20 protein-coding genes are annotated in these 19,989 nt (G+C 51.3%); 7 read left to right on the forward strand and 13 right to left on the reverse strand.

Translation table 11 applies throughout. The features are described from left to right. The first annotated feature begins 3 nt into the window (after nucleotides 1–3). Nucleotides 4–750, forward strand: a complete 747-nt coding sequence (fpr, locus tag GPJ68_RS23835; RefSeq protein WP_049269706.1) for a ferredoxin--NADP(+) reductase — start codon at nucleotides 4–6, stop codon at nucleotides 748–750. Nucleotides 751–788: 38 nt separating this feature from the next. Here fpr and GPJ68_RS23840 read toward each other — a convergent pair whose 3' ends face one another. Further along, nucleotides 789–1,220, reverse strand: coding sequence for a DUF805 domain-containing protein (locus tag GPJ68_RS23840; protein WP_047497573.1), 432 nt, complete (start codon nucleotides 1,218–1,220; stop codon nucleotides 789–791). Nucleotides 1,221–1,320: 100 nt separating this feature from the next. On the opposite strand from GPJ68_RS23840, the gene GPJ68_RS23845 reads away from it, so the two are divergent. Both GPJ68_RS23845 and tpiA read left to right on the forward strand, forming a co-directional pair. Next, the gene (locus GPJ68_RS23845; RefSeq protein WP_016155250.1) at nucleotides 1,321–1,917 is read left to right on the forward strand and encodes a YiiQ family protein; all 597 of its coding nucleotides are present in this window, start codon (nucleotides 1,321–1,323) and stop codon (nucleotides 1,915–1,917) included. Nucleotides 1,918–2,028: 111 nt separating this feature from the next. Continuing rightward, on the forward strand, nucleotides 2,029–2,796 hold the full coding sequence (tpiA, locus tag GPJ68_RS23850) for a triose-phosphate isomerase (RefSeq protein WP_003028783.1): 768 nt from the start codon (nucleotides 2,029–2,031) through the stop codon (nucleotides 2,794–2,796). Nucleotides 2,797–2,878: 82 nt separating this feature from the next. On the opposite strand, the gene GPJ68_RS23855 is transcribed toward tpiA, so the two are convergent. The 6 genes from GPJ68_RS23855 to cpxP all read right to left on the reverse strand — a co-directional run bounded on the left by GPJ68_RS23855 (nucleotide 2,879) and on the right by cpxP (nucleotide 9,006). Next, a complete protein-coding gene (locus GPJ68_RS23855; protein WP_049269701.1) occupies nucleotides 2,879–4,183 on the reverse strand; it encodes an SLC13 family permease in 1,305 nt (434 codons plus the stop codon). Between the two features lie 73 nt (nucleotides 4,184–4,256). After that, on the reverse strand, nucleotides 4,257–5,006 hold the full coding sequence (locus GPJ68_RS23860) for a CDP-diacylglycerol diphosphatase (RefSeq protein ID WP_019077918.1): 750 nt from the start codon (nucleotides 5,004–5,006) through the stop codon (nucleotides 4,257–4,259). 104 nt (nucleotides 5,007–5,110) lie between these two features. Continuing rightward, nucleotides 5,111–6,100, reverse strand: a complete 990-nt coding sequence (gene sbp, locus GPJ68_RS23865; protein ID WP_016155247.1) for a sulfate/thiosulfate ABC transporter substrate-binding protein Sbp — start codon at nucleotides 6,098–6,100, stop codon at nucleotides 5,111–5,113. 207 nt (nucleotides 6,101–6,307) lie between these two features. Further along, the gene (gene pfkA / locus GPJ68_RS23870; protein WP_003028778.1) at nucleotides 6,308–7,270 is read right to left on the reverse strand and encodes a 6-phosphofructokinase; all 963 of its coding nucleotides are present in this window, start codon (nucleotides 7,268–7,270) and stop codon (nucleotides 6,308–6,310) included. Nucleotides 7,271–7,455: 185 nt separating this feature from the next. Beyond that, entirely contained in the window at nucleotides 7,456–8,358 is a 903-nt protein-coding gene (gene fieF, locus GPJ68_RS23875; RefSeq protein WP_180837032.1) for a CDF family cation-efflux transporter FieF, read from the reverse strand. Between the two features lie 147 nt (nucleotides 8,359–8,505). After that, nucleotides 8,506–9,006: a cell-envelope stress modulator CpxP gene (gene cpxP / locus GPJ68_RS23880; protein ID WP_016155211.1), complete on the reverse strand. Its 501-nt coding sequence runs from the start codon at nucleotides 9,004–9,006 to the stop codon at nucleotides 8,506–8,508. A gap of 150 nt (nucleotides 9,007–9,156) precedes the next feature. On the opposite strand from cpxP, the gene cpxR reads away from it, so the two are divergent. Then, nucleotides 9,157–9,855 (forward strand): envelope stress response regulator transcription factor CpxR, encoded by a 699-nt coding sequence (gene cpxR / locus GPJ68_RS23885; RefSeq protein ID WP_006686193.1) that lies wholly within the window; start codon nucleotides 9,157–9,159, stop codon nucleotides 9,853–9,855. Continuing rightward, entirely contained in the window at nucleotides 9,852–11,225 is a 1,374-nt protein-coding gene (gene cpxA / locus GPJ68_RS23890; RefSeq protein WP_016155210.1) for an envelope stress sensor histidine kinase CpxA, read from the forward strand. Before cpxR ends, cpxA begins: the two co-directional genes overlap by 4 nt. Nucleotides 11,226–11,265: 40 nt before the next feature. On the opposite strand, the gene GPJ68_RS23895 is transcribed toward cpxA, so the two are convergent. The 4 genes from GPJ68_RS23895 to yiiM form a co-directional block, all read right to left on the reverse strand. Beyond that, nucleotides 11,266–12,516: an MFS transporter gene (locus GPJ68_RS23895; RefSeq protein ID WP_029139693.1), complete on the reverse strand. Its 1,251-nt coding sequence runs from the start codon at nucleotides 12,514–12,516 to the stop codon at nucleotides 11,266–11,268. Nucleotides 12,517–12,634: 118 nt separating this feature from the next. Beyond that, nucleotides 12,635–13,591, reverse strand: coding sequence for a sugar phosphate isomerase/epimerase (locus GPJ68_RS23900; RefSeq protein WP_047497555.1), 957 nt, complete (start codon nucleotides 13,589–13,591; stop codon nucleotides 12,635–12,637). Between the two features lie 8 nt (nucleotides 13,592–13,599). Beyond that, nucleotides 13,600–14,304 (reverse strand): GntR family transcriptional regulator, encoded by a 705-nt coding sequence (locus GPJ68_RS23905; RefSeq protein ID WP_019077919.1) that lies wholly within the window; start codon nucleotides 14,302–14,304, stop codon nucleotides 13,600–13,602. Nucleotides 14,305–14,531: 227 nt separating this feature from the next. Beyond that, on the reverse strand, nucleotides 14,532–15,206 hold the full coding sequence (gene yiiM / locus GPJ68_RS23910) for a 6-hydroxyaminopurine reductase (RefSeq protein WP_047415589.1): 675 nt from the start codon (nucleotides 15,204–15,206) through the stop codon (nucleotides 14,532–14,534). Between the two features lie 152 nt (nucleotides 15,207–15,358). Between yiiM and GPJ68_RS23915 the strand changes: the two genes are divergently transcribed. After that, nucleotides 15,359–16,255 carry a dihydrodipicolinate synthase family protein gene (locus tag GPJ68_RS23915; RefSeq protein ID WP_016155205.1) on the forward strand — a complete coding sequence of 299 codons (897 nt, stop codon included), beginning with the start codon at nucleotides 15,359–15,361 and terminating at the stop codon, nucleotides 16,253–16,255. A 41-nt stretch (nucleotides 16,256–16,296) separates the two neighbouring features. On the opposite strand, the gene kdgT is transcribed toward GPJ68_RS23915, so the two are convergent. Together kdgT and sodA are read right to left on the reverse strand one after the other, a co-directional pair. After that, a complete protein-coding gene (gene kdgT, locus GPJ68_RS23920) occupies nucleotides 16,297–17,280 on the reverse strand; it encodes a 2-keto-3-deoxygluconate transporter (protein ID WP_180837034.1) in 984 nt (327 codons plus the stop codon). Between the two features lie 235 nt (nucleotides 17,281–17,515). Then, the gene (gene sodA / locus GPJ68_RS23925) at nucleotides 17,516–18,136 is read right to left on the reverse strand and encodes a superoxide dismutase [Mn] (protein ID WP_016155203.1); all 621 of its coding nucleotides are present in this window, start codon (nucleotides 18,134–18,136) and stop codon (nucleotides 17,516–17,518) included. 255 nt (nucleotides 18,137–18,391) lie between these two features. Between sodA and GPJ68_RS23930 the strand changes: the two genes are divergently transcribed. Next, nucleotides 18,392–19,813: an L-fucose/L-arabinose isomerase family protein gene (locus GPJ68_RS23930; protein WP_032932209.1), complete on the forward strand. Its 1,422-nt coding sequence runs from the start codon at nucleotides 18,392–18,394 to the stop codon at nucleotides 19,811–19,813. The last annotated feature ends 176 nt before the right edge of the window (nucleotides 19,814–19,989 follow it).

Here is a 19,989-nt window from a genome sequence, read left to right on the forward strand (position 1 = left end):
ACCATGGCAGATTGGGTAACAGGCAAAGTCACAAAGGTGCAGAACTGGACCGATGCCCTGTTTAGTTTGACCGTGCGAGCTCCGGTTCTTCCTTTCACTGCTGGTCAGTTCACCAAGCTTGGCCTTGAGATCGACGGTGAGCGCGTCCAGCGCGCCTATTCCTACGTGAATGCGCCCGATAACCCCGACTTAGAATTTTATCTGGTGACGGTTCCCGACGGCAAACTCAGCCCTCGACTGGCGGCGCTAAAGCCTGGCGATGAAGTTCAGGTGGTGAGTGAGGCCGCTGGTTTCTTCGTGCTGGATGAAGTCCCTGATTGCGAAACGCTATGGATGCTGGCAACCGGCACGGCTATCGGCCCGTATTTGTCGATTCTTCAATTAGGCAAAGACCTGGATCGCTTTAAAAATCTGGTGCTGGTCCACGCCGCACGCTATGCCGCCGATTTGAGCTACCTGCCATTGATGCAGGCGCTGGAAAAGCGCTACGAAGGTAAATTACGCATCCAGACGGTTGTTAGCCGTGAGACAGCCGTAGATTCGCTGACCGGGCGTGTACCGGCGCTGATTGAAAGCGGTGAACTGGAAAAGGCGGTAGGGCTGCCAATGGATAAAGAAACCAGCCATGTGATGCTGTGCGGAAATCCACAAATGGTACGCGACACGCAGCAACTGCTGAAAGAGACCCGGCAGATGACCAAACACCTGCGCCGTCGACCGGGCCATATGACTGCTGAGCACTACTGGTGAGGGTTGCCGGGAGGCGCTTGCGCTTCTCCGGTCGACAACTACTGGCGCTCGGCTTTGTACTTTACGTCCTGCGTATCCTTACCATATTTATTTTCGTCCTGGGTGCCAATGAACGCGCCCAGATCGATGAGCATGCCGACCAGAATGAGCGTCGGAACAAAGCGACCCACCGCCCATTGCCAGACGCCGGGTAACATCGTCCAATTTCCGGCCAGCAGCATCCACGCCAAAATCATCAGCAGCGCCCACGCTCCAGAACGACCCCGATCGTGCAGGCGTTTTACCGTCACTGCCGCCGTCGGCCATAGCAGACAAACCAGACAAAATGCCGCAGTCTGAATATCGAGTAATTGCTTGCTCGCCAGCGAGAACAGAACCAGCATTCCGACGATCCACAGACCTATCCAAATCCAGAAATCACGGCGCCCGATGCGCCCTTTAAATGAGAATAACCACTGCTGTATGGTCATGTAAGTTCCTTTATTATTACCTTCCAGAACAGTTTACCCTTTTGACAAGCCCGACAGTTACCGTTTTAATCGTGAGCAGTCATAACGAAAGGTACGATTGATGAAGCAAGGATTTACACTGTTTTTATTATTGTTTTCAGCCTTCACCGCGAGCGTTGCGGCACGGGCGGAAGAGCCATCGACGGCAACCACGGCCCCCTATTTACTGGCGGGTGCGCCGACCTTTGACCTGTCGATTAGCCAGTTTCGCGAAAACTTTAATACGCAGAATCCGAAGCTTATCCTGAATGAGTTCCGCGCCATCGACAGCAGCCGCGATCGGGCAAACCTCACCCGCGCGGCCAGTAAAATCAATGAAAACCTGTATGCGTCCTCCGCCCTTGAGCGCGGCACGCTAAAAATCAAAAGTATGCAGATAACCTGGTTGCCGATTCAGGGACCAGAACAAAAGGCGGCCAAAGCGAAAGCGCTGGAATACATGACCGCCGTCATTCGTACCGTCGCGCCGCTACTGACGAAAGAGCAGAGCCAGAAAAAGCTGCAAAAACTGCTCGCTGCCGGCAAAGGTAAACACTATTACGCCGAAACAGAAGGCGCAATTCGCTATGTTGTGGCAGATAACGGTGAAAAAGGGCTGACCTTCGCTGTTGAACCGATTAAGCTGGCACTATCAGAAAGTCTTGAGAAGGCGAATTGATGACAAAAAGCAAAGCCTTTCCGCAGACGAATCTCTATACTGTTTCACAGACCATGCTGCCCTGACGGGCGGCCATATTCCTTAATTCGCTGACAAGCGTGGAGAAATGAAATGCGACATCCTTTAGTGATGGGTAACTGGAAACTGAACGGCAGCCGCCACATGGTAAACGAACTGGTTGCTAATCTGCGTAAAGAACTGGCTGGCGTTGCTGGCTGTGCAGTAGCAATCGCTCCGCCGGAAATGTATATCGACCTGGCGAAACACGCCGCTGCCGGTAGCCACATTATCCTGGGCGCGCAGAACGTTGACCTGAACCTGTCTGGCGCATTTACCGGTGAAACAAGCGCTGAAATGCTGAAAGATATCGGCGCGCAGTACATCATTATCGGTCACTCTGAACGTCGTACTTACCACAAAGAGTCTGACGAGCTGATCGCTAAAAAATTCGCCGTGCTGAAAGAACAAGGTCTGACTCCGGTTCTGTGCATCGGTGAAACCGAAGCAGAAAACGAAGCGGGCAAAACTGAAGAAGTCTGTGCACGTCAGATCGACGCCGTTCTGAAAACTCAGGGCGCGGCAGCATTCGAAGGCGTCGTTATCGCTTACGAACCAGTATGGGCTATCGGTACCGGTAAATCTGCAACTCCTGCTCAGGCTCAGGCTGTTCACAAATTCATTCGTGACCACATTGCTAAAGCTGACGCGAAAATCGCTGAACAAGTTATCATCCAGTACGGCGGTTCCGTAAACGCAGCTAACGCAGCAGAACTGTTCGCTCAGCCGGATATCGATGGCGCGCTGGTTGGCGGTGCTTCTCTGAAAGCAGATGCCTTCGCGGTCATCGTTAAAGCAGCAGAAGCGGCTAAACAGGCGTAATGCTGTTGAGGCGGGTAGCGCTTCGCTGACCCGTCCTCCAAGACTGTAGGCCCGGTAAGCGTTAGCGCTACCGGGCTTTTTTTTACAACTTACCCAACACGCTAAACCACAGATAATCCAGCGGCAGAAGAAGCAGATATGTTGCCGTCGCCAGCGCGATACACAGCAGCATCCCCGCCCTCGCAGGCACTTTCCCAAGCGCCATCGCCACCACAATCGGCGAAGCCTGATACGGCAGTAGCGGTGTGGAATACCCCAATACCTGAATCATAATCACCGACAGCAGCGGGAACCCAGTCGCATCGGCAAAACTTTGCGCCAGAGTGGTATACAGCGCCGGAACGCCGTTCGCCGTCATAATAAAATTGAGTGCGGTGGTAATGCCGGTCAGCGCGAGAAAGCTGGTAAATGGTTTTTCCGCATCCAGCGGCATCACCTGTAACAGCGCCTCGCCCACTGCATTGCCAATGCCGGTCTGGGTAACGGTAATTGCCAACCCCAGAATCCCCGCCACGTAAATGCAGGTCCTGATATTTACCCCGGAGGAAAACTCGTCGCCATTGATAAAACCCACCCGTGGTAGCAGCGTGATAACCGCCGCCGCCAGCCCGGTCCACGCAGGCCCTATACCGTGCCAGCTTTCACTTACCCACAGCAGCAGCACCACTGCTAACATCCAGGCCAGACGTTTTTCATCCCGGCTCATTGGTTCCGCTGGCATGAGATCGCGCGGTGCGTGGGGCTTGCCAGGGAACAGCCAGCAGATAAGCATGATGAGCACCGCGCCTTTAAGCCAGCCCAGAACCGGCGTATGCAGCAGCAAATAGGGAAGATAATTGAGGTGGATGCCGTAAGAGCCTTCCGCCGCGCCGCTCATTACCAGATTTGGCACGTTAGCGGGTAAAATCGTCGCGGAAAGCTGGAACGTCCCAAACCCGACGGCCAGCGCCAGACCATACCAGGCGCGCGTACCCTCGTTAATTCCGGCACGCTTCGCCATTGCAGCAACAATCGGCATCAGCAGCGCAATACGCCCCATATTGGACGGCATCACAAACGCCAGCGCGTAACTGAGCAGCACCACGCTCGCCACCATTAACGGCCAGGAATCGGTCAATCGCGATGACAGCGCTCTCGCCGCCCTGTCCGCCAGCCCCGTTTTGCGAATCGCGATACCCAGCACAAAACCACTAAAGACCAGCCAGAATGCCGAAGACGCAAATCCGCCAAAGATCACATCCGCAGGTGCGATTTTGGCAACCATTGCCACGGCAAAGAACAGCAGCGCCGTTATAAACTCCGGCAGTAGCGACGTCGCCCAGAGCAGGATAGTAATGCCAACCACCAGAGAGGGGATAAACAGAGGGTGTGTAAGCCAGAGCGACATGCCTGTCTCCTGTTGTTTTTTTCAACAAGAATACGGGGACAGACATGCGGAGTAAATGCCAGATTAGGTGGGGTTAACGCAGAATATCACATTGATGATCCTGAATTTCCTCAGCGGAGGCGAGATTGAGCGACAACAGATTGCGCTGGGTCGCCAGCAGGACAAAGGACTCATCGCTCTGACGCACCATCGCCAGCGCATAGCTGCCCATGTGCTCACGCGCATCCGGCACCTCTTCTGCCAGCATCATAAACGGGCTGCGTTGCGCCAGTTCATTTTCCGTGACGCGACGCGCCAGATATTCATGACCGCGCAGCCCGCCCGGTAATGGCAGCCAACGGGTGCTGATTTTCGCCAGATTGTCATCCAGCTGTTTTCTGACATCGGTTCGCAGGCAGGAGATATGAATATGCAGATGATTTTGCGTACGCCCGCTACGCGAGTTAATGGTCAGCGATACCGCTTTGTCAGGGATTTCCTGACCGTATTTTTGGCTCATAAAGCTGCGCGCCTGCCAGGCCAGCCAGAAAAAGTTCGGCGTACCTGATTTCAGCAGCAGCGGGCTTTCCGTTCCGTTGATGCGCCAGGTCGGCATCAACAGGTATTGCAGTGGGCCGTTACGATCCTTGAACACCACATATCCAGCATCCGGCTTCACTTCGGCGCACGGCGTGGGATCCTGCTGCTGCAACTGGTGCGGCAGGCATTGCTGAAGAACAATCTGGCGTAATGCGTCCGGGTTACCGGTGAATTTCCAGTACCCGATACCTGCAGCAGCGGCGACTACAATCACCGCCAGTAAAAGATAGCCTGCTTTTTTCATTACGCGTTCCCTGTATCTCATTGAAGGGCAAGAGTAACGCAAAACCATGACAAATAAAAAACCCGGTCGCGTTATGCCACCGGGTCGGTAAATCACAGACTTATTTAGCGCTTGCTGATCTGGTCAAACGTACCACCGTTAGAGAAGTGCTCTTTCTGCGCTTTCGTCCAGCCGCCAAACTCTTCGTCGATGGTGAACAGTTTCAGCTTCGGAAATGCATTTTCGTATTTCTTCGCAACGTCTGCATCACGCGGACGATAGTAGTTTTTCGCTGCAATTTCCTGACCTTCCGGAGAGTAGAGATATTTCAGGTAGGCTTCCGCCACCGTTTTGGTGTCTTTCTTTTCCACGACTTTATCGACCACAGAAACGGTCGGTTCCGCGAGGATAGATTCACTCGGCGTCACTATCTCGAATTTGTCTTTGCCCAGCTCGTTTGTCGCCAGCAGGGCTTCATTTTCCCAGGCGATCAGCACATCACCGATACCGCGTTCAACGAAGGTATTGGTTGAGCCACGCGCACCGGAGTCCAGCACTTCAACATTCTTATACAGGGCCTTCACGAAGTCTTGTGCCTTGGCCTGATCGTTGTTGTTGTGGTGCAAGGCGTAGCCCCATGCCGCCAGATAGTTCCAGCGTGCGCCGCCTGAGCTTTTCGGGTTTGGTGTAATGACCGACACGCCTGGTTTGATCAGATCGTTCCAGTCATGAATTTGTTTGGGGTTGCCTTTGCGGACCAGGAAAACGATGGTGGAGGTGTATGGCGCGGAGTTATCCGGCAGACGCTTAATCCAGTTTTTATCGATACGACCACGTTCAGCAATGGCATCCACGTCGTAAGCCAGTGCCAGCGTCACGACATCGGCTTCAATGCCGTTAATGACGGAGGTCGCTTGTTTACCCGAACCGCCATGCGACTGGCGGATCACGACGTTGTCGCCCGTTTCCTGCTTCCAGTGCGCGCTAAAGGCCTTATTGTACTGCTCGTACAGTTCACGCGTTGGATCGTACGATACGTTAAGTAACTGAATATCCTTTGCCAGAACGCTGGTCGATGCCAGCAATAATGTTAACCCTACGCCCCATTTGTTCATCGCCCAGCTCTCTTATGTGGTGTTGTGATGAGCAAAGCGTGCCAGAAAGGTATCCAAACATTAAAGAATAAAAAAAGATTTGCTATAACTTGGGGGAATAAATGCGGGGAATTGTGCCGAATGGTGGTTAGCGGCTCATCAGGCCTACAAGTCTTTGCAACCTGTAGGCCTGATGCGCTTAGCGCCATCAGGCGCGTAAAAAAACAATCAGTACAGTTTTTTCGCGCAGTCCAGCCAGTCACCTTTGAACGGACGCTTCATGTTTTCAATCGCGTCGATGATGTCGTGGTGAACCAGTTGTTCGTTCTGAATACCTACACAGCGACCGCCGTGACCGGCCAACAGCAGTTCAATGGCATATGCGCCCATACGGGACGCCAGGATACGGTCGTAAGGCACCGGAGAACCACCACGCTGGATGTGACCCAGTACGGTTGAGCGCGTTTCACGACCCGTTTCTTTCTCGATGTAATGCGCCAGTTCGTCAACGTCACACATGTGCTCAGTGATCGCCACAATCGCGTGTTTTTTACCTTTCGCGATGCCTGCTTTGATTTCAGCAACCAGATCGTCACGGCTGAATTCCACTTCCGGAACCACCACGAACTCACAGCCGCCAGCAATGGCAGCCGCCAGGGTCAGATCGCCACAGTAGCGGCCCATCACTTCAACGATGGAAATACGCTGGTGAGAAGAAGAGGTATCACGCAGACGGTCAATCGCTTCGACTACGGTACCCAGAGCGGTGAAATAACCGATGGTGTAGTCGGTGCCTTTGATATCGTTGTCGATAGTGCCTGGCAGACCGATGCATGGGAAGCCCATTTCAGTCAGGCGTTTTGCCCCCATGTATGAACCATCACCACCGATAACAACCAGTGCGTCAATGCCACGCTTTTTCAGGTTTTCGATAGCCACGGCACGCACGTTTTCGTCGCGGAATTCCGGGAAGCGGGCAGAACCGAGGAATGTACCGCCACGGTTGATCATGTCGGACACGCTGTAGCGGTCAAGTTGAACCATACGGTCTTCATACAAACCCAGGTAGCCATCATGGATCCCCATGACTTCCAGCCCTTCCGTCAACGCTGCACGTACAACACCACGGATTGCTGCGTTCATGCCCGGCGCATCACCGCCGCTTGTCAACACACCGATTTTCTTAATCATGACTACCTCTGAACTTTGGAATGCAAAATGAAATCTGCTGCCGGAAGTCGATTCCGCATATCGAAACGATCCAACGAATATGCAGATAGTATAACAATCACTTCCTGCTGAATTGATTCAGGTCAGGCCAAATGGTGGTAATTTATACACAAAATGCTGGCCCGGTTCACTTTTTTTACAACGAATTATAAAAGCTCAAACATCTTGCCTTCCTTGGGTACGACCGAACAGGGATCCTGATGAATGATGACATCCGATCCCGGGAAACGCCGTAAAATTGCCTGCTCTACCTGTTCAGCCACTAAATGCGCCTGAACGAGCGGCAGATTATCTTCCATTTCCAAATGAATCTGAATAAAGCGGGTCGGCCCTGACTGCCGCGTGCGAAGATCGTGAGCGCCGCTGACTCCAGGCCATGACGTCACAATATCAATAATTTCCTGACGTTCTTCATCGGGTAAAGCGCGATCCAGCAAAGACTGTACCGCCTCATAACCCATGCGTAATGCACTATATAAAATATAGATGCCAATCCCGAGCGCAAACAAGGCATCTGCGCGATGCCAGCCGTACCATGCCAGCCCAAGCGCCACGAGAATTGCACCGTTCATCATAACATCAGACTGATAATGAAGCATATCCGCCCTAACGGCCTGACTTTGCGTGCGCTTCACCACCCAGCGCTGAAACGAGACCAGAATGATTGTACACACTAACGCAATGATGGTGACAACCACCCCGACGCCAGGATCTTTCATTGGCGTGGGTTGGATGAGATGCTGAATCCCGGTCAGGAATAAAAACAGCGCCGAACCGGAAATAAACATGCTTTGCGCCAGCGCCGCCAGCGATTCCGCTTTTCCGTGTCCGAACGTATGTTCATCATCGGCCGGTTGCAAAGAATAGCGCACCACCAACAGGTTGGTTAACGACGCGGCGATGTCCACCAAAGAATCCACCAGCGCAGCCAGAATACTGACCGATCCGGTGTACCACCACGCAAAAATCTTGATCAAAAGTAACAGCGATGCCATTACGGTCGCCGCGATTGCCGCCCGGCTAACCAGCCACCCATAGGTTTGATTCATAAACACTCCTGCCAGGATATGCCGCTAGTATAACGGATGAAGTAAAACAGTCAGGCAATAACCGAGTGACAAATTTTGGGCAAAAAAAACCCCCACATCATGTGGGGGAAGACAGGGATGGTGTCTATGGCAAGGAAAACAGGGTTACTACTGGGAACGTGAGTTGCTACTACTCAATAAATTCAACGATGAGCTTTTTTTCCAGTGCGCTACGTCGCGCAGTTGCTCCATTCGTTGTTCATGTCTCTCATTTAAAACCGCTTGCTGCTCGGGCGTTAACAGGCGATACATCTGGTTGCGAACCTTGGCTATTTCAACCTGGCGGGCAACCTGTTCTTGCGCCATTCTTTCTGCCTGAGCGCGCACAGCGCGTTCATCAAATTTCTCTGCGGTGACAAGGCGATGCATTGTCTCCATTTCGCTAACATTAACAGGAGGCTGTTCGTGTCTTGCCTGCTGCATTAAATCTCGCATCTGTTGACGTTGATGTTCGGTTAAACTGATACCGTCGAACATGTGGCTCTGAACGCTGCGTTGCGCGGAGCCTTCACCCAGGTGCCAGTGATCGCCTGTGACGACTTCAGCTGCATGGCTTAAAGTACTCAGTGCCAGCGTTGAGGCCATGACGGCAGCGGTAACTTTGCCCATCACTTGCTCCCAAAATCTTTTCTGTCGCGATTCAACGAGAGACAGTTTACGATTCGGGCTGCAAACATGCGTCAGGGGGTGTAAAACAACGTAAAGTCATAGATTAGCGACGCCTGATGACGTAATTTCTGCCTCGGAGGTACGTAAACAATGAATAAAATCCTGTTAGTTGATGATGACCGAGAGCTGACTTCCCTGTTAAAGGAGTTGCTCGAAATGGAAGGTTTCGATGTGCTGGTTGCCTATGATGGGGAACAGGCGCTTGAGCTTCTGGATGACAGCATCGATTTACTTTTGCTCGACGTCATGATGCCGAAGAAAAATGGCATTGATACGCTGAAAGCACTTCGTCAGACACACCAGACACCCGTAATCATGCTGACCGCTCGCGGCAGCGAATTGGATCGCGTACTTGGCCTTGAGCTGGGCGCGGACGACTATTTACCCAAACCGTTTAACGACCGTGAACTGGTCGCGCGCATCCGCGCTATTTTGCGTCGCTCACACTGGAGCGAACAGCAGCAGAACAGCGACAACGGTTCGCCGACTCTGGAAGTGGATGCGTTAAGCCTTAATCCGGGTCGCCAGGAAGCCAGCTTTGACGGGCAAACCCTGGAATTAACTGGCACCGAATTCACCCTGCTCTATTTGCTGGCACAGCATCTCGGTCAGGTGGTTTCGCGTGAACACCTGAGCCAGGAAGTGCTGGGCAAACGCCTGACACCTTTCGATCGCGCGATCGACATGCATATCTCGAACCTGCGTCGTAAGCTGCCAGAACGTAAAGACGGACACCCGTGGTTTAAAACCCTGCGCGGTCGCGGCTACCTGATGGTCTCCGCTTCATGATAGGGAGCTTAACCGCACGCATCTTTGCCATCTTCTGGTTGACGCTGGCACTGGTGTTGATGTTGGTACTGATGTTACCCAAGCTTGATTCACGCCAGATGACCGAGCTACTGGACAGCGAGCAGCGCCAGGGGTTGATGATTGAGCAACACGTTGAAGCTGAACTGGCGAACGATCCACCCAACGATTTAATGTGGTGGCGTCGCTTGTTTCGGGCGATAGACAAGTGGGCGCCGCCAGGACAGCGGTTATTGCTTGTTACGACGGAAGGACGCGTGATCGGCGCAGAACGCAACGAAATGCAGATCATTCGTAACTTTATTGGTCAGGCCGATAACGCCGACCATCCGCAAAAGAAAAAATACGGTCGCGTTGAGATGGTCGGGCCTTTCTCCGTCAGAGACGGCGAAGATAACTACCAGCTGTATCTCATTCGACCTGCCAGCAGCTCACAATCTGACTTTATCAATCTGTTGTTCGACCGACCGCTGTTGTTGCTGATTGTCACCATGTTAGTCAGCTCTCCACTACTGCTCTGGCTTGCCTGGAGTCTGGCGAAACCGGCGCGTAAGTTGAAAAACGCGGCGGATGAGGTGGCCCAGGGCAACCTGCGCCAGCATCCGGAACTGGAAGCCGGTCCGCAGGAGTTTCTGGCGGCAGGCGCCAGCTTTAACCAGATGGTGACGGCGCTGGAGCGAATGATGACCTCGCAGCAACGCCTGCTGTCGGACATCTCCCACGAGTTGAGAACGCCGTTGACGCGTCTGCAGTTGGGCACCGCGCTGCTGCGCCGTCGTAGCGGTGAAAGCAAAGAGCTGGAGCGTATTGAAACAGAAGCACATCGGCTGGACAGCATGATCAACGACCTGCTGGTGATGTCACGCAATCAGCAGAAAAACGCGCTGGTCAGTGAAACGGTGAAAGCCAATCAGCTGTGGGGCGAAGTGCTGGATAACGCCGCCTTTGAAGCCGAGCAGATGGGTAAATCACTCACGGTGAATTTCCCGCCGGGCCCGTGGCCGCTGTACGGCAACCCAAATGCGCTGGAAAGCGCGCTGGAAAACATTGTGCGCAACGCCCTGCGTTATTCACACACGCAGATTGAAGTTGGCTTCGCGGTGGATATCGATGGGATTACCATCACTGTCGACGACGATGGCCCGGGCGTTAGCCCTGAAGACCGAGAACAGATTTTCCGTCCGTTCTATCGTACCGATGAGGCGCGCGATCGCGAGTCTGGCGGAACAGGTCTGGGTCTGGCGATTGTTGAAACCGCAATCCAACAGCATCGTGGCTGGGTGAAGGCCGAAGACAGCCCGCTGGGTGGTTTGCGGCTGGTAATTTGGTTGCCGCTGTATAAACGCGCTTAACAGGCTTCCCCGGTAACGTCGTACCGGGGAAGTTCTCACATTATGCTGCCACAGTCGCAGCCGCTAGCTTTTGCTTTTTAATCCGCTTCACCAGAATGGTCGAACAGATAAAGCCCATTAAGCTGAACGCAATCATCACGCTAAAGACATAGTTATAGCCCGTGATGCCGCTATTGGTATCCAGTAAATAGCCGTATAACGTATACGCAAACATGGCGGGCATATAACCGATAATACAGCCAAATGCCATCGCCGAACCGGCATATTCACGCGGGGTACCAATCTCATCCATTGGTGCAAAGAAAATGGCGCGCTGTGAGAAAATAATCGCCCCAAATCCTAGCGTCGCCGCCATACCGATATACACATTCATCGTTTGATGTGGCAACAGCATAAAAACAACCATAGCAGCAGCAGAGATCAGAAACGTCCACTTCAGGTAAACCGTAGGTGATTTAGCAACCTTATCCGCCAGCAGCCCACCAATCGGCCCTCCCACCATTTTCAATGCATACTGGTTGATGATGCCGTACGCGCCGACGAGCGCTACCGGCAGCATGTAGATATCTTTTAAGAATGGGATGAAGTAAGTCAGGCCACAGTACGCGGCGTAAACGAAGAAAATCCCTAAAGAAGCCAGCCAGACGTTAGGGCAGGACAACACATGTTTGATACCCTTTAAGACTTCCATGTTGGCACTGGTTTTCTCGCCGCCTTTCACTTTGTCATCATCGACAATAAAGTAAGTGAGAACGCCCGCAGCCAGCGTAATTAGCGTATAAAACAGCAGTCCAGCCTGCATCCCCGCTTTACCTTCACCAAACTGGACGAAAACAAACAGAGCGCCAGAAGCGACGATAACATCCACCACGCCGCGTCCGGCTTCTAAAAAGCCAAACATGCGCCCTTGTTCTTCTTGCGTACCTAGCAGACGCACAGCTTTCAGTAACACCGGCCAATAAACCACATCGGCAAAGAACGCCATTGCGGCAAAGCAAATAAGATAACCGGTAAATGACGGTAGCGTCGCCAAATATAAACCGCATAACCCAACGCCGATCAGACCAAATGGTAATAATATTTTCTTGGAATAACGGTCTGCGATATAGAGCGACAGAAAAAGTCCGGTTGTCTGAACAATCGTATAAACAGTAAAACTTAAACCAATTTGCGTATTGGTTAAACCCCAGTCACTTTGCATTGGCACATAGAAAACATCTTTCATACTTGAAAGTTTGAATATTGTGCCGCCGCCTAAAATTAAAAAACAGAGCCTTGCCCATTTATTCATGAACATAGTTAAACCCTCATTACTTGTTGAGAGAAATATTTAATTTAAATCATATAACTAATAAATTAAGAGAGTTATTTTCATAACCCTTTTCGTATTTAATAATATTTAAAGAAGTTTATTTATTACTTGTAAACTTGTCGCATAAATCACGGATATACTTTATTTGAGCAAGAGCATGTTCTTTTTCCTGCGCCAGTCGCGCATCAATCATGTCACTGTCGGGCAGCGGCGTATAGCTTGCATCGCGCCATGGGATCCAGGGATTATCACCTTCATCATCGAAACGAAATGCCGGAGCATAATATTCAACTTCCTCTTCCAGACCAAAAGCATTTACTTGCGGTTTATCCTCACCTAAAAGTAATAATGCCTTAAGCATCTCTTCCATTGGTAAATCACCGTATCCTGAACGACAAGCCTCATGCCCCCAGCCTTTACCTTCTTTAATAATTTTTGCGTCTTTGATATGCACCTGAGTGATTAGAGGGGACATGACCTCTAACGCAGAAAGCGGCTGCTCATTGGCGTTAATCATGTTGCCAAAATCAAACAGAATAGAGAGATTCTTCATTCCACTATTATTAACCAGCGTCACCAGTTCATGGCCTTGCAGATCTTCATGCTGTTCGATAGTAAAGCTTAGTCCGCAATCGTCATACTGAGACAACCACGCAATATCATTGGCAATCTTTGCCATGACATCGTTGAGATGTCCTTCATAGCGCGGGTAGAAACGTACTGAAGTTGCGCCAGTTGCCACAGCAATACGGATCGCATCCGTCAATGTCGCCTTGTCCGATGCGCTCGTTTCAATATGTACATCGAGGTTATATTTTTTTGCCTTTTCTTTAAAATCGTGCAACTGCCGATCGTTTAGTTTCTGCAGCGATTGGGACTCACCATCCTCAACATGTATTTTCACTCCCTTTAATTGTTGCTGATGCGCAATATCCAGAAGATCGCCCGGAAGGACTCTCTCATAGCGCATATTCAGATGAAAGGCATAAGCATGTAGGTACAGTGGTATATTTCTCGCACGTTCAGCGAGAAGTTCTTGGTTGCATTTTCCCATTATTTTTCTCATTCATCACGAATAACAAGTTCCACAGATTCAAGTCGCCAGTATTCAAAATCAACCTGAACCACTTTTTTATCTCGGGTAGCCCGATGTTTTTCTACTAAAATTCCATAAGTATTAGGCGCAACGCCCAACTCTTTGCAGGCCACTTCTGGCATATTAACCGGTTTAAAAATCATTTCTTTGATATTTAAAGCATGACCAAACGCATCTTCCCAGACGCTGGCAAAAGACTGATTGCCCAATTTGTTAATGAATCCTGGCGCAACATCAGCATCAATATAGGACTCATGGTAAAACACTTTATGCGAATCAAGACCACACCAACCGGTAACTAAATAGCGATCACCGGAGGAGAGAAAAACATCATCAACATGGTGCGGAACCGTCGCAATCGTTTCTTTGGTTAAATACCCCCAAAAAGGCTTGCGCCCCTGAGCACAGGCTTCAGCATTAAAGCTGGAAAGTGATTTGGGATTATAAATAAATCGCTTCGATGAAATAAACCAACCACTGCGGTTCTTTCGGAAGATACGCGCATCGATCTCAAGCTCAATCAGAACCTGACGTAAGGTCATGCGCTTCGCATCCAGCAACTCACATAACTCTCTCTCCGAAGGCAATTTAGAGCCCGCTGGCAAATTATTCTCGTTTAACCAGCTTTCAAAGCGCTCTCTAAGCACATCAACATTGTTTTTCTTTTTCATCTTGCTCATCTGGTTTAAACCAATTTGAAGCTAAGATATTTGAGTGCAGGAAATACTCAAGTTTTTTTTCAACGCAGAGTTTCTTTTTGTGGGCCAGGTATCAAGAATGGACTGAAAACATGGCGTGACAGGCAGGTTTTTTACCCGCTTTAGTATGCAGAGATAAGAACCACGAGAGAGGCAAATCAGGTGTTACCACCTGATTTAATTGCATGGCCAGAATGGCTTTATTTTCCCCACAAACGGCGGGAATTGTCTTCGATCTTGCCGCTTAAACGACGCTTTTGCATCGTTCGGGTCCAGCTTTTCGATAACCCGGCAGCCGAGAGTAAACGGTGATATTGTGAGTCATCAAACGGCATATGCCAGGCAATGGCAATCGCCTCCCGCACGCTGACGTCGCTGACGCGTGAAGCCAGGATCAACGGCGCGTCCGCCGATACCTGGCCTGGAGCGATGACGCTGCACAACCAGCCCGTCTTGCCTGCATCCTGCATCTGGCTAGCCATATCGCTGATGCCAAAATGGAAATTCAGCTTAAAGCACGGCGAGCGCGGCTGCGTGACCTGAATCAGCGCATCTCCCCACTGGAAAATGTCGCCAATAAATACATTCTCTTCCGTTAGCCCCTGAGTAGAGAGATTCTCGCCAAACGCGGGCGCGACAAAGCGCTCTGCCTGCTCCGGAAACTCTTGTCTCCAGTGCTGATAGTGTTCACGCGGATAGTGGCACAGCGCGCGATCCGGCCCACCGTGAATTTTCGTTTCCGCCTGTTCATCACCCGTCAGCCCCAGTTCGGTCAGCATCAGCTCGCCGTCAACCTGGACCTTAGCAATCGCGCTGGGACGGCTTCCCATGTAGTCCCGAACCTTGCCTGTAAAAACATCGACCGGATATCGCATCTGTTCCCTCTCCCGATAAATTTCTCCCATTACACCACATTTATTTTACCCCAGTCGCTCAAAATGAGAGCACGGTTCACATGAAACTTAGGGACACATGCTATCAATGTAATCTGGTTTTGAAACATCATTTCAAATAAGGAGTCAACAACGTGACTGGTCAATCGCAATTTGCTGGCGTCTGGTGTCCTTCCATTACGCCAATGGATAATGACGGCAAGATCGATCTTAACGGTCTGAGCCAGCATCTCAAACGCCTTACCGAGGCCAAAATCGACGTGATTTTGCTGATGGGTAGCATCGGGGAATTTGCCTCCTTTACGCTCGAAGAAAAGCTGTTACTGATCCGCGAGGCCCGCGCTATGAGCTCGCTGAAGATGGTCGCCAACGTCTCATCCACCTGCCAGAATGATGTGCTGTTGATGGCGCAGGAAGCGTATCGCGCCGATTACGACGCCGTGATGATCCTGCCGCCTTACTACTATGGGCAAACGGCAAAACAGCTGCTGAGCTACTTCCGTCAGTTGGGGCAGAAGCTCAGCGGTAAATGGTTTGCCTATAACTTTCCGGCGCGCACTGGCTGCGATTTAACGCCCGAACTGGTTGCCACCCTCGCCGCCGAGTTCCCCAACTTCGCAGGCATTAAAGATACCGTCGACTGCCAGTCCCATACTCGCAGTATGATCCAGACCACCCGCGCCGTACGGGAGGATTTTGCCGTGTTGTCCGGCTATGACGAATACTACATTCCTAACCTGCTGGCAGGCGGCGCGGGGGTGATTTCAGGATTAAACAACGTCATGCCTGAACTGTTTGTCAGCGCACGGGAAGCATTTAAACAGGGCGACCTGACAGCACTTCGCGACATTCAGGACCAGATTGGCACCTACATGTCCATCTACGCCATCGGCGAAGATTTCGTCACCACCATCAAAACCGTGGTATCGCGTAAGTTTGGCTATTGCACCGGCGTGTCACGAAATGCCGGCGGAGAGTTGAACGAGGGTGAGTGTCGGACCATCGATGAGGTATTTGTCGTCAAAGCGTAAATCGTTAAGCCGGATGGAACAGACCATCCGGCAAAAGAGGCTTACTTCACGGCGCTACGAATATCAATTTCCGCCGCCCTGGATTTTACTCTTTTCGACCAGATGGAAGTGATAATCGGCACCAGAATGGAGGTTACAATCACCGACGTGGCGACAAGGGAAGTTGCTGCCGGCGCCATCGGTTTAAATGCCGGAACCATTTCAGCAATCAGCACTGGCGTAGCGACCGCCGCACCAGCTGAGCTGGAGGCCGCAATCCCCGCTGTGCCATCGCCGCCGCCAATCAGTTTATCGGCGATAATCAATGGAATACCGGTAATAATAATTACCGCCACGCCCAGCAAAATACCCAGTACACCGGTCTGCGCAATCACGCTCAAATCAATGGTGTTACCAAGCGCGAAGGCAAAGAAAGGAATCAACGTCTGCACCGCTTTGCTGAAGAATTCCCGCAGCTCAGGGTCCAGATTCCCCAGCGCAAAGCCAATCAGGAACGGTAATACGGCCCCCACAAACACGTGTGGTTCAAACGAAGCGATCCCGGCGGTTCCCAGAATCACCATAGTCATCAGCGGGCCAGACTCCAGCGACATCAGGACAAACGCCCCGGCCTCTTCTTTGGTGCCGTACTGCTGCATAATCGAGGCATACAGCCCGCCGTTGGTCATATCCATGGCGGCCACCAGCGCCAGCGTAGACAACCCGGCGAAGAAACCAACTTCTACACTATGTTCCGGCAGAATACGTGAAGCAATCGCCGCGACCACCCACGCTACCAGAATCTTGGTTATGACCAGCGTGCCTGATTTACGCAGCACGGTACCGGTGGCGCTTAGCTTGATCGACGCCCCCATACAAAAGAACCAGACCGCCAGAATAGGCACCGTACCGGTGATCATACCGTTGGTAAAGGAGCCGAAGTATTTCCCGGCGCCGGGAGAAAAGGTGTGACACAACGCGCCCAGAAAAAGCGGCACCAGCATCATGCCGCCTGGGATTTTCTCTATCGTTTGTTTGATCTGCATTTCCATCACCTGTAGACATAAAAATGGGGCAATTTTTATGGGCGATTGCATCTTGCTTATGAGATGCGCCCGTCTTGATGAAACGAAGATAGACATTCATAGAGACTATAAAAGTGATCCCACCCGCATAATAAAACCTTGTTTCAATTTAAGTGGATTATTGTTTTTATATTGATTTTGATCACAAAAAAACCCCCACAAGCATCGCTTGCAGGGGCTTACTAAAGCGTAGAACTTATTTTTTCGCTGCGAAACGCGCGGCAGCTTCGTCCCAGTTCACCACGTTCCAGAACTCTTTGATGTAGTCCGGGCGACGGTTCTGGAATTTCAGGTAGTAAGCGTGTTCCCAAACGTCCAGGCCCACGATCGGGAAGCCGGAAGCGCCAGAGATAGCTTCACCCATCAGCGGGGAATCCTGGTTAGCAGTGGAAACAACAGCCAGTTTGTCACCTTTCAGAACCAGCCACGCCCAGCCGGAACCAAAACGGGTTGCTGCAGCTTTTTCAAATTCAGCTTTGAAGTTGTCCACGGAGCCGAAGTCACGTTCGATAGCCGCTTTCAGGTCGCCCTGCAGCGTAGTACCGGTTTTCAGACCTTTCCAGAACAGGCTGTGGTTAGCGTGGCCGCCCGCGTTGTTACGCAGTACGGTTTTCTTGTCTGCTGGCAGTTGATCCAGTTTGGTGATCAGCTCTTCAACAGGCAGGCTCGCGAATTCAGGTAAGCTTTCCAGCGCAGCGTTAGCGTTGTTTACGTAAGCCTGGTGGTGTTTGGTATGGTGGATTTCCATCGTCTGCTTATCAAAGTGCGGTTCAAGGGCATCATAAGCGTACGGCAGGGATGGCAGTGTATAACTCATAATCATCTCCAGTATTGTCGGGCGGCCAGTGTTAACGCCGCGTAAGCAGTTGGGTCATTATAGTTAATTAAATGATATTGAAAATGATTATCAATGCCGTACTTTTTACATGGCTATTATGAGGTAAAAGTGTGAGCATCACTGGGAAAATCAGGCTGATTTTGCCAGTCTGAGTAGAAAATAGGCAGCGACATGAAGGACATGGGAGATAAAGCACGACATAGTCTGAAAATTATCTCACAAGGAAATATTGCTATGTCTGTCAACATCGCCCTTTTTGGTATCGGCCTCGACACATACTGGCCCCAGTTTACAGGCCTGGAGTCACGTCTTCAGGGCTATCTGCAATCAATTGATGAGCGCCTGACGGCGCAACAAGCCAGCGTGATTAATGGCGGCCTGATTGATAACGTCGATAAAGCCGATGCCCTTATCAGACGGTTGCAGCAACAGCCGGTCGATGCTGTCTGTCTTTACATCAGCACCTACGCGCTCAGCTCAACGGTGCTACCGCTTGTGCAGAGTATCAATAAACCGGTCATTATTCTGGCCCTACAGCCAGAGCCAGGGCTGCCTTATTCAACAATCCGTCAAATTCCCGATCGGGGAGGTCGTACTGGAGAGTGGCTGGCGCACTGTCAGGCCTGCAGCGCCCCCGAACTGGCAAACGTGTTTAACCGTGCGAATATCCGCTTTCAGTTGATTGTTGGCGCATTACAGGGCGATGAGTATGTCTGGCAACAAACGGCGCAGTGGCTACAGGCACTTAACGCTCGTCAAATGCTGGCAAATTGTCAGGTCGGCGTCCTCGGGCACTATTATGACGGCATGGTAGACGTTTACAGCAATATGACGAACTTGTCCGCCAAAATGGGCGTACGCTTTAAGCCACTGGAAATGTGTGAGTTGGCGGAATATCGCGAGCAGGTCAGCGAGGCAGACCTCAACGCCAAACGACAGGAAATGCACCGTGTACTTCAGTTGGATGTGGCATGCGAACCTGCAGAGCTCAACCGCGCACTCACCACTGCCTGCGCCATGGATAAACTAATTGCCCAGAATAAACTCGGTGCACTAGCCTATTACTATGAAGGTCGTAACGGCAACGCTTACGAGAACATCATCACCTCAATCATTCTCGGCAACACGCTGCTTACCCACCGTGGTATTCCCGTAGCGGGAGAATATGAAATCAAAAATGTGCTGGCGATGAAAATTCAGCAACTTCTGGGGGCTGGCGGTTCATTCTCAGAACCATATGGCATTGAATTTAATGATGATGCTGTTTTGTGGGGACATGACGGTCCGGCACACCCGCTGATGGCGGATGGTCCGGTGAGTCTGGTGCCGCTGCCGGTTTATCATGGTAAACCCGGTAAAGGTGTATCTATCCAGATGACCGTAAAATCAGGTCCGGTGACCTTTCTTTCGGTAATTGAAGATGCCGAAAACGGGGTGCGTTTACAGTATGCCGAGGGTGAAGCTGTACCAGGTGAAGTCCTGGATATTGGCAACACTAATAGCCGCTATCGCTTCCCGTTATCAGCTCGCGAGTTCACCACACAATGGTGTATGGGCGGCCCAGCTCATCATTGCAGCATTGGCCTGGGACACCATGGCGAGGCACTGGAAAAACTCGCCTGGCTACTGGGTATTCAGGCAGTAAGAATTTGCTAATCCTCTATATTTCCGCCCTTCTCAAAAAAGAGGGGCGGAGCCGCATTTGTGATCAATATCCCTTTCATCCCCTGAATTTTGCCAGCATTACTGATCACACGGCAGCATGCTGAAGGTTAATCTATTGCTCACTCTTTAGACTTTTGAACATCAACACGGGTGTTTTCATCCTGCCA

The sequence above is a fragment of the Citrobacter sp. 172116965 genome (assembly GCF_013458095.1).
GTDB lineage: Bacteria > Pseudomonadota > Gammaproteobacteria > Enterobacterales > Enterobacteriaceae > Citrobacter > Citrobacter braakii.

Bases quoted from the DNA above. Each gene is read 5' to 3' on its own strand.
- GPJ68_RS23860 (WP_019077918.1), bottom strand. From the start codon at position 5,006: ATGAAAAAAGCAGGCTATCTTTTACTGGCGGTGATTGTAGTCGCCGCT.
- GPJ68_RS23900 (WP_047497555.1), bottom strand. From the start codon at position 13,591: ATGGGAAAATGCAACCAAGAACTTCTCGCTGAACGTGCGAGAAATATA.
- GPJ68_RS23895 (WP_029139693.1), bottom strand. From the start codon at position 12,516: ATGAATAAATGGGCAAGGCTCTGTTTTTTAATTTTAGGCGGCGGCACA.
- sodA (WP_016155203.1), bottom strand. From the start codon at position 18,136: ATGAGTTATACACTGCCATCCCTGCCGTACGCTTATGATGCCCTTGAA.
- pfkA (WP_003028778.1), bottom strand. From the start codon at position 7,270: ATGATTAAGAAAATCGGTGTGTTGACAAGCGGCGGTGATGCGCCGGGC.
- kdgT (WP_180837034.1), bottom strand. From the start codon at position 17,280: ATGCAGATCAAACAAACGATAGAGAAAATCCCAGGCGGCATGATGCTG.
- GPJ68_RS23840 (WP_047497573.1), bottom strand. From the start codon at position 1,220: ATGACCATACAGCAGTGGTTATTCTCATTTAAAGGGCGCATCGGGCGC.
- tpiA (WP_003028783.1), top strand. From the start codon at position 2,029: ATGCGACATCCTTTAGTGATGGGTAACTGGAAACTGAACGGCAGCCGC.
- GPJ68_RS23855 (WP_049269701.1), bottom strand. From the start codon at position 4,183: ATGTCGCTCTGGCTTACACACCCTCTGTTTATCCCCTCTCTGGTGGTT.
- GPJ68_RS23905 (WP_019077919.1), bottom strand. From the start codon at position 14,304: ATGAAAAAGAAAAACAATGTTGATGTGCTTAGAGAGCGCTTTGAAAGC.
- fieF (WP_180837032.1), bottom strand. From the start codon at position 8,358: ATGAATCAAACCTATGGGTGGCTGGTTAGCCGGGCGGCAATCGCGGCG.
- sbp (WP_016155247.1), bottom strand. From the start codon at position 6,100: ATGAACAAATGGGGCGTAGGGTTAACATTATTGCTGGCATCGACCAGC.
- cpxR (WP_006686193.1), top strand. From the start codon at position 9,157: ATGAATAAAATCCTGTTAGTTGATGATGACCGAGAGCTGACTTCCCTG.
- cpxP (WP_016155211.1), bottom strand. From the start codon at position 9,006: ATGGGCAAAGTTACCGCTGCCGTCATGGCCTCAACGCTGGCACTGAGT.
- GPJ68_RS23845 (WP_016155250.1), top strand. From the start codon at position 1,321: ATGAAGCAAGGATTTACACTGTTTTTATTATTGTTTTCAGCCTTCACC.
- GPJ68_RS23930 (WP_032932209.1), top strand. From the start codon at position 18,392: ATGTCTGTCAACATCGCCCTTTTTGGTATCGGCCTCGACACATACTGG.
- fpr (WP_049269706.1), top strand. From the start codon at position 4: ATGGCAGATTGGGTAACAGGCAAAGTCACAAAGGTGCAGAACTGGACC.
- yiiM (WP_047415589.1), bottom strand. From the start codon at position 15,206: ATGCGATATCCGGTCGATGTTTTTACAGGCAAGGTTCGGGACTACATG.
- cpxA (WP_016155210.1), top strand. From the start codon at position 9,852: ATGATAGGGAGCTTAACCGCACGCATCTTTGCCATCTTCTGGTTGACG.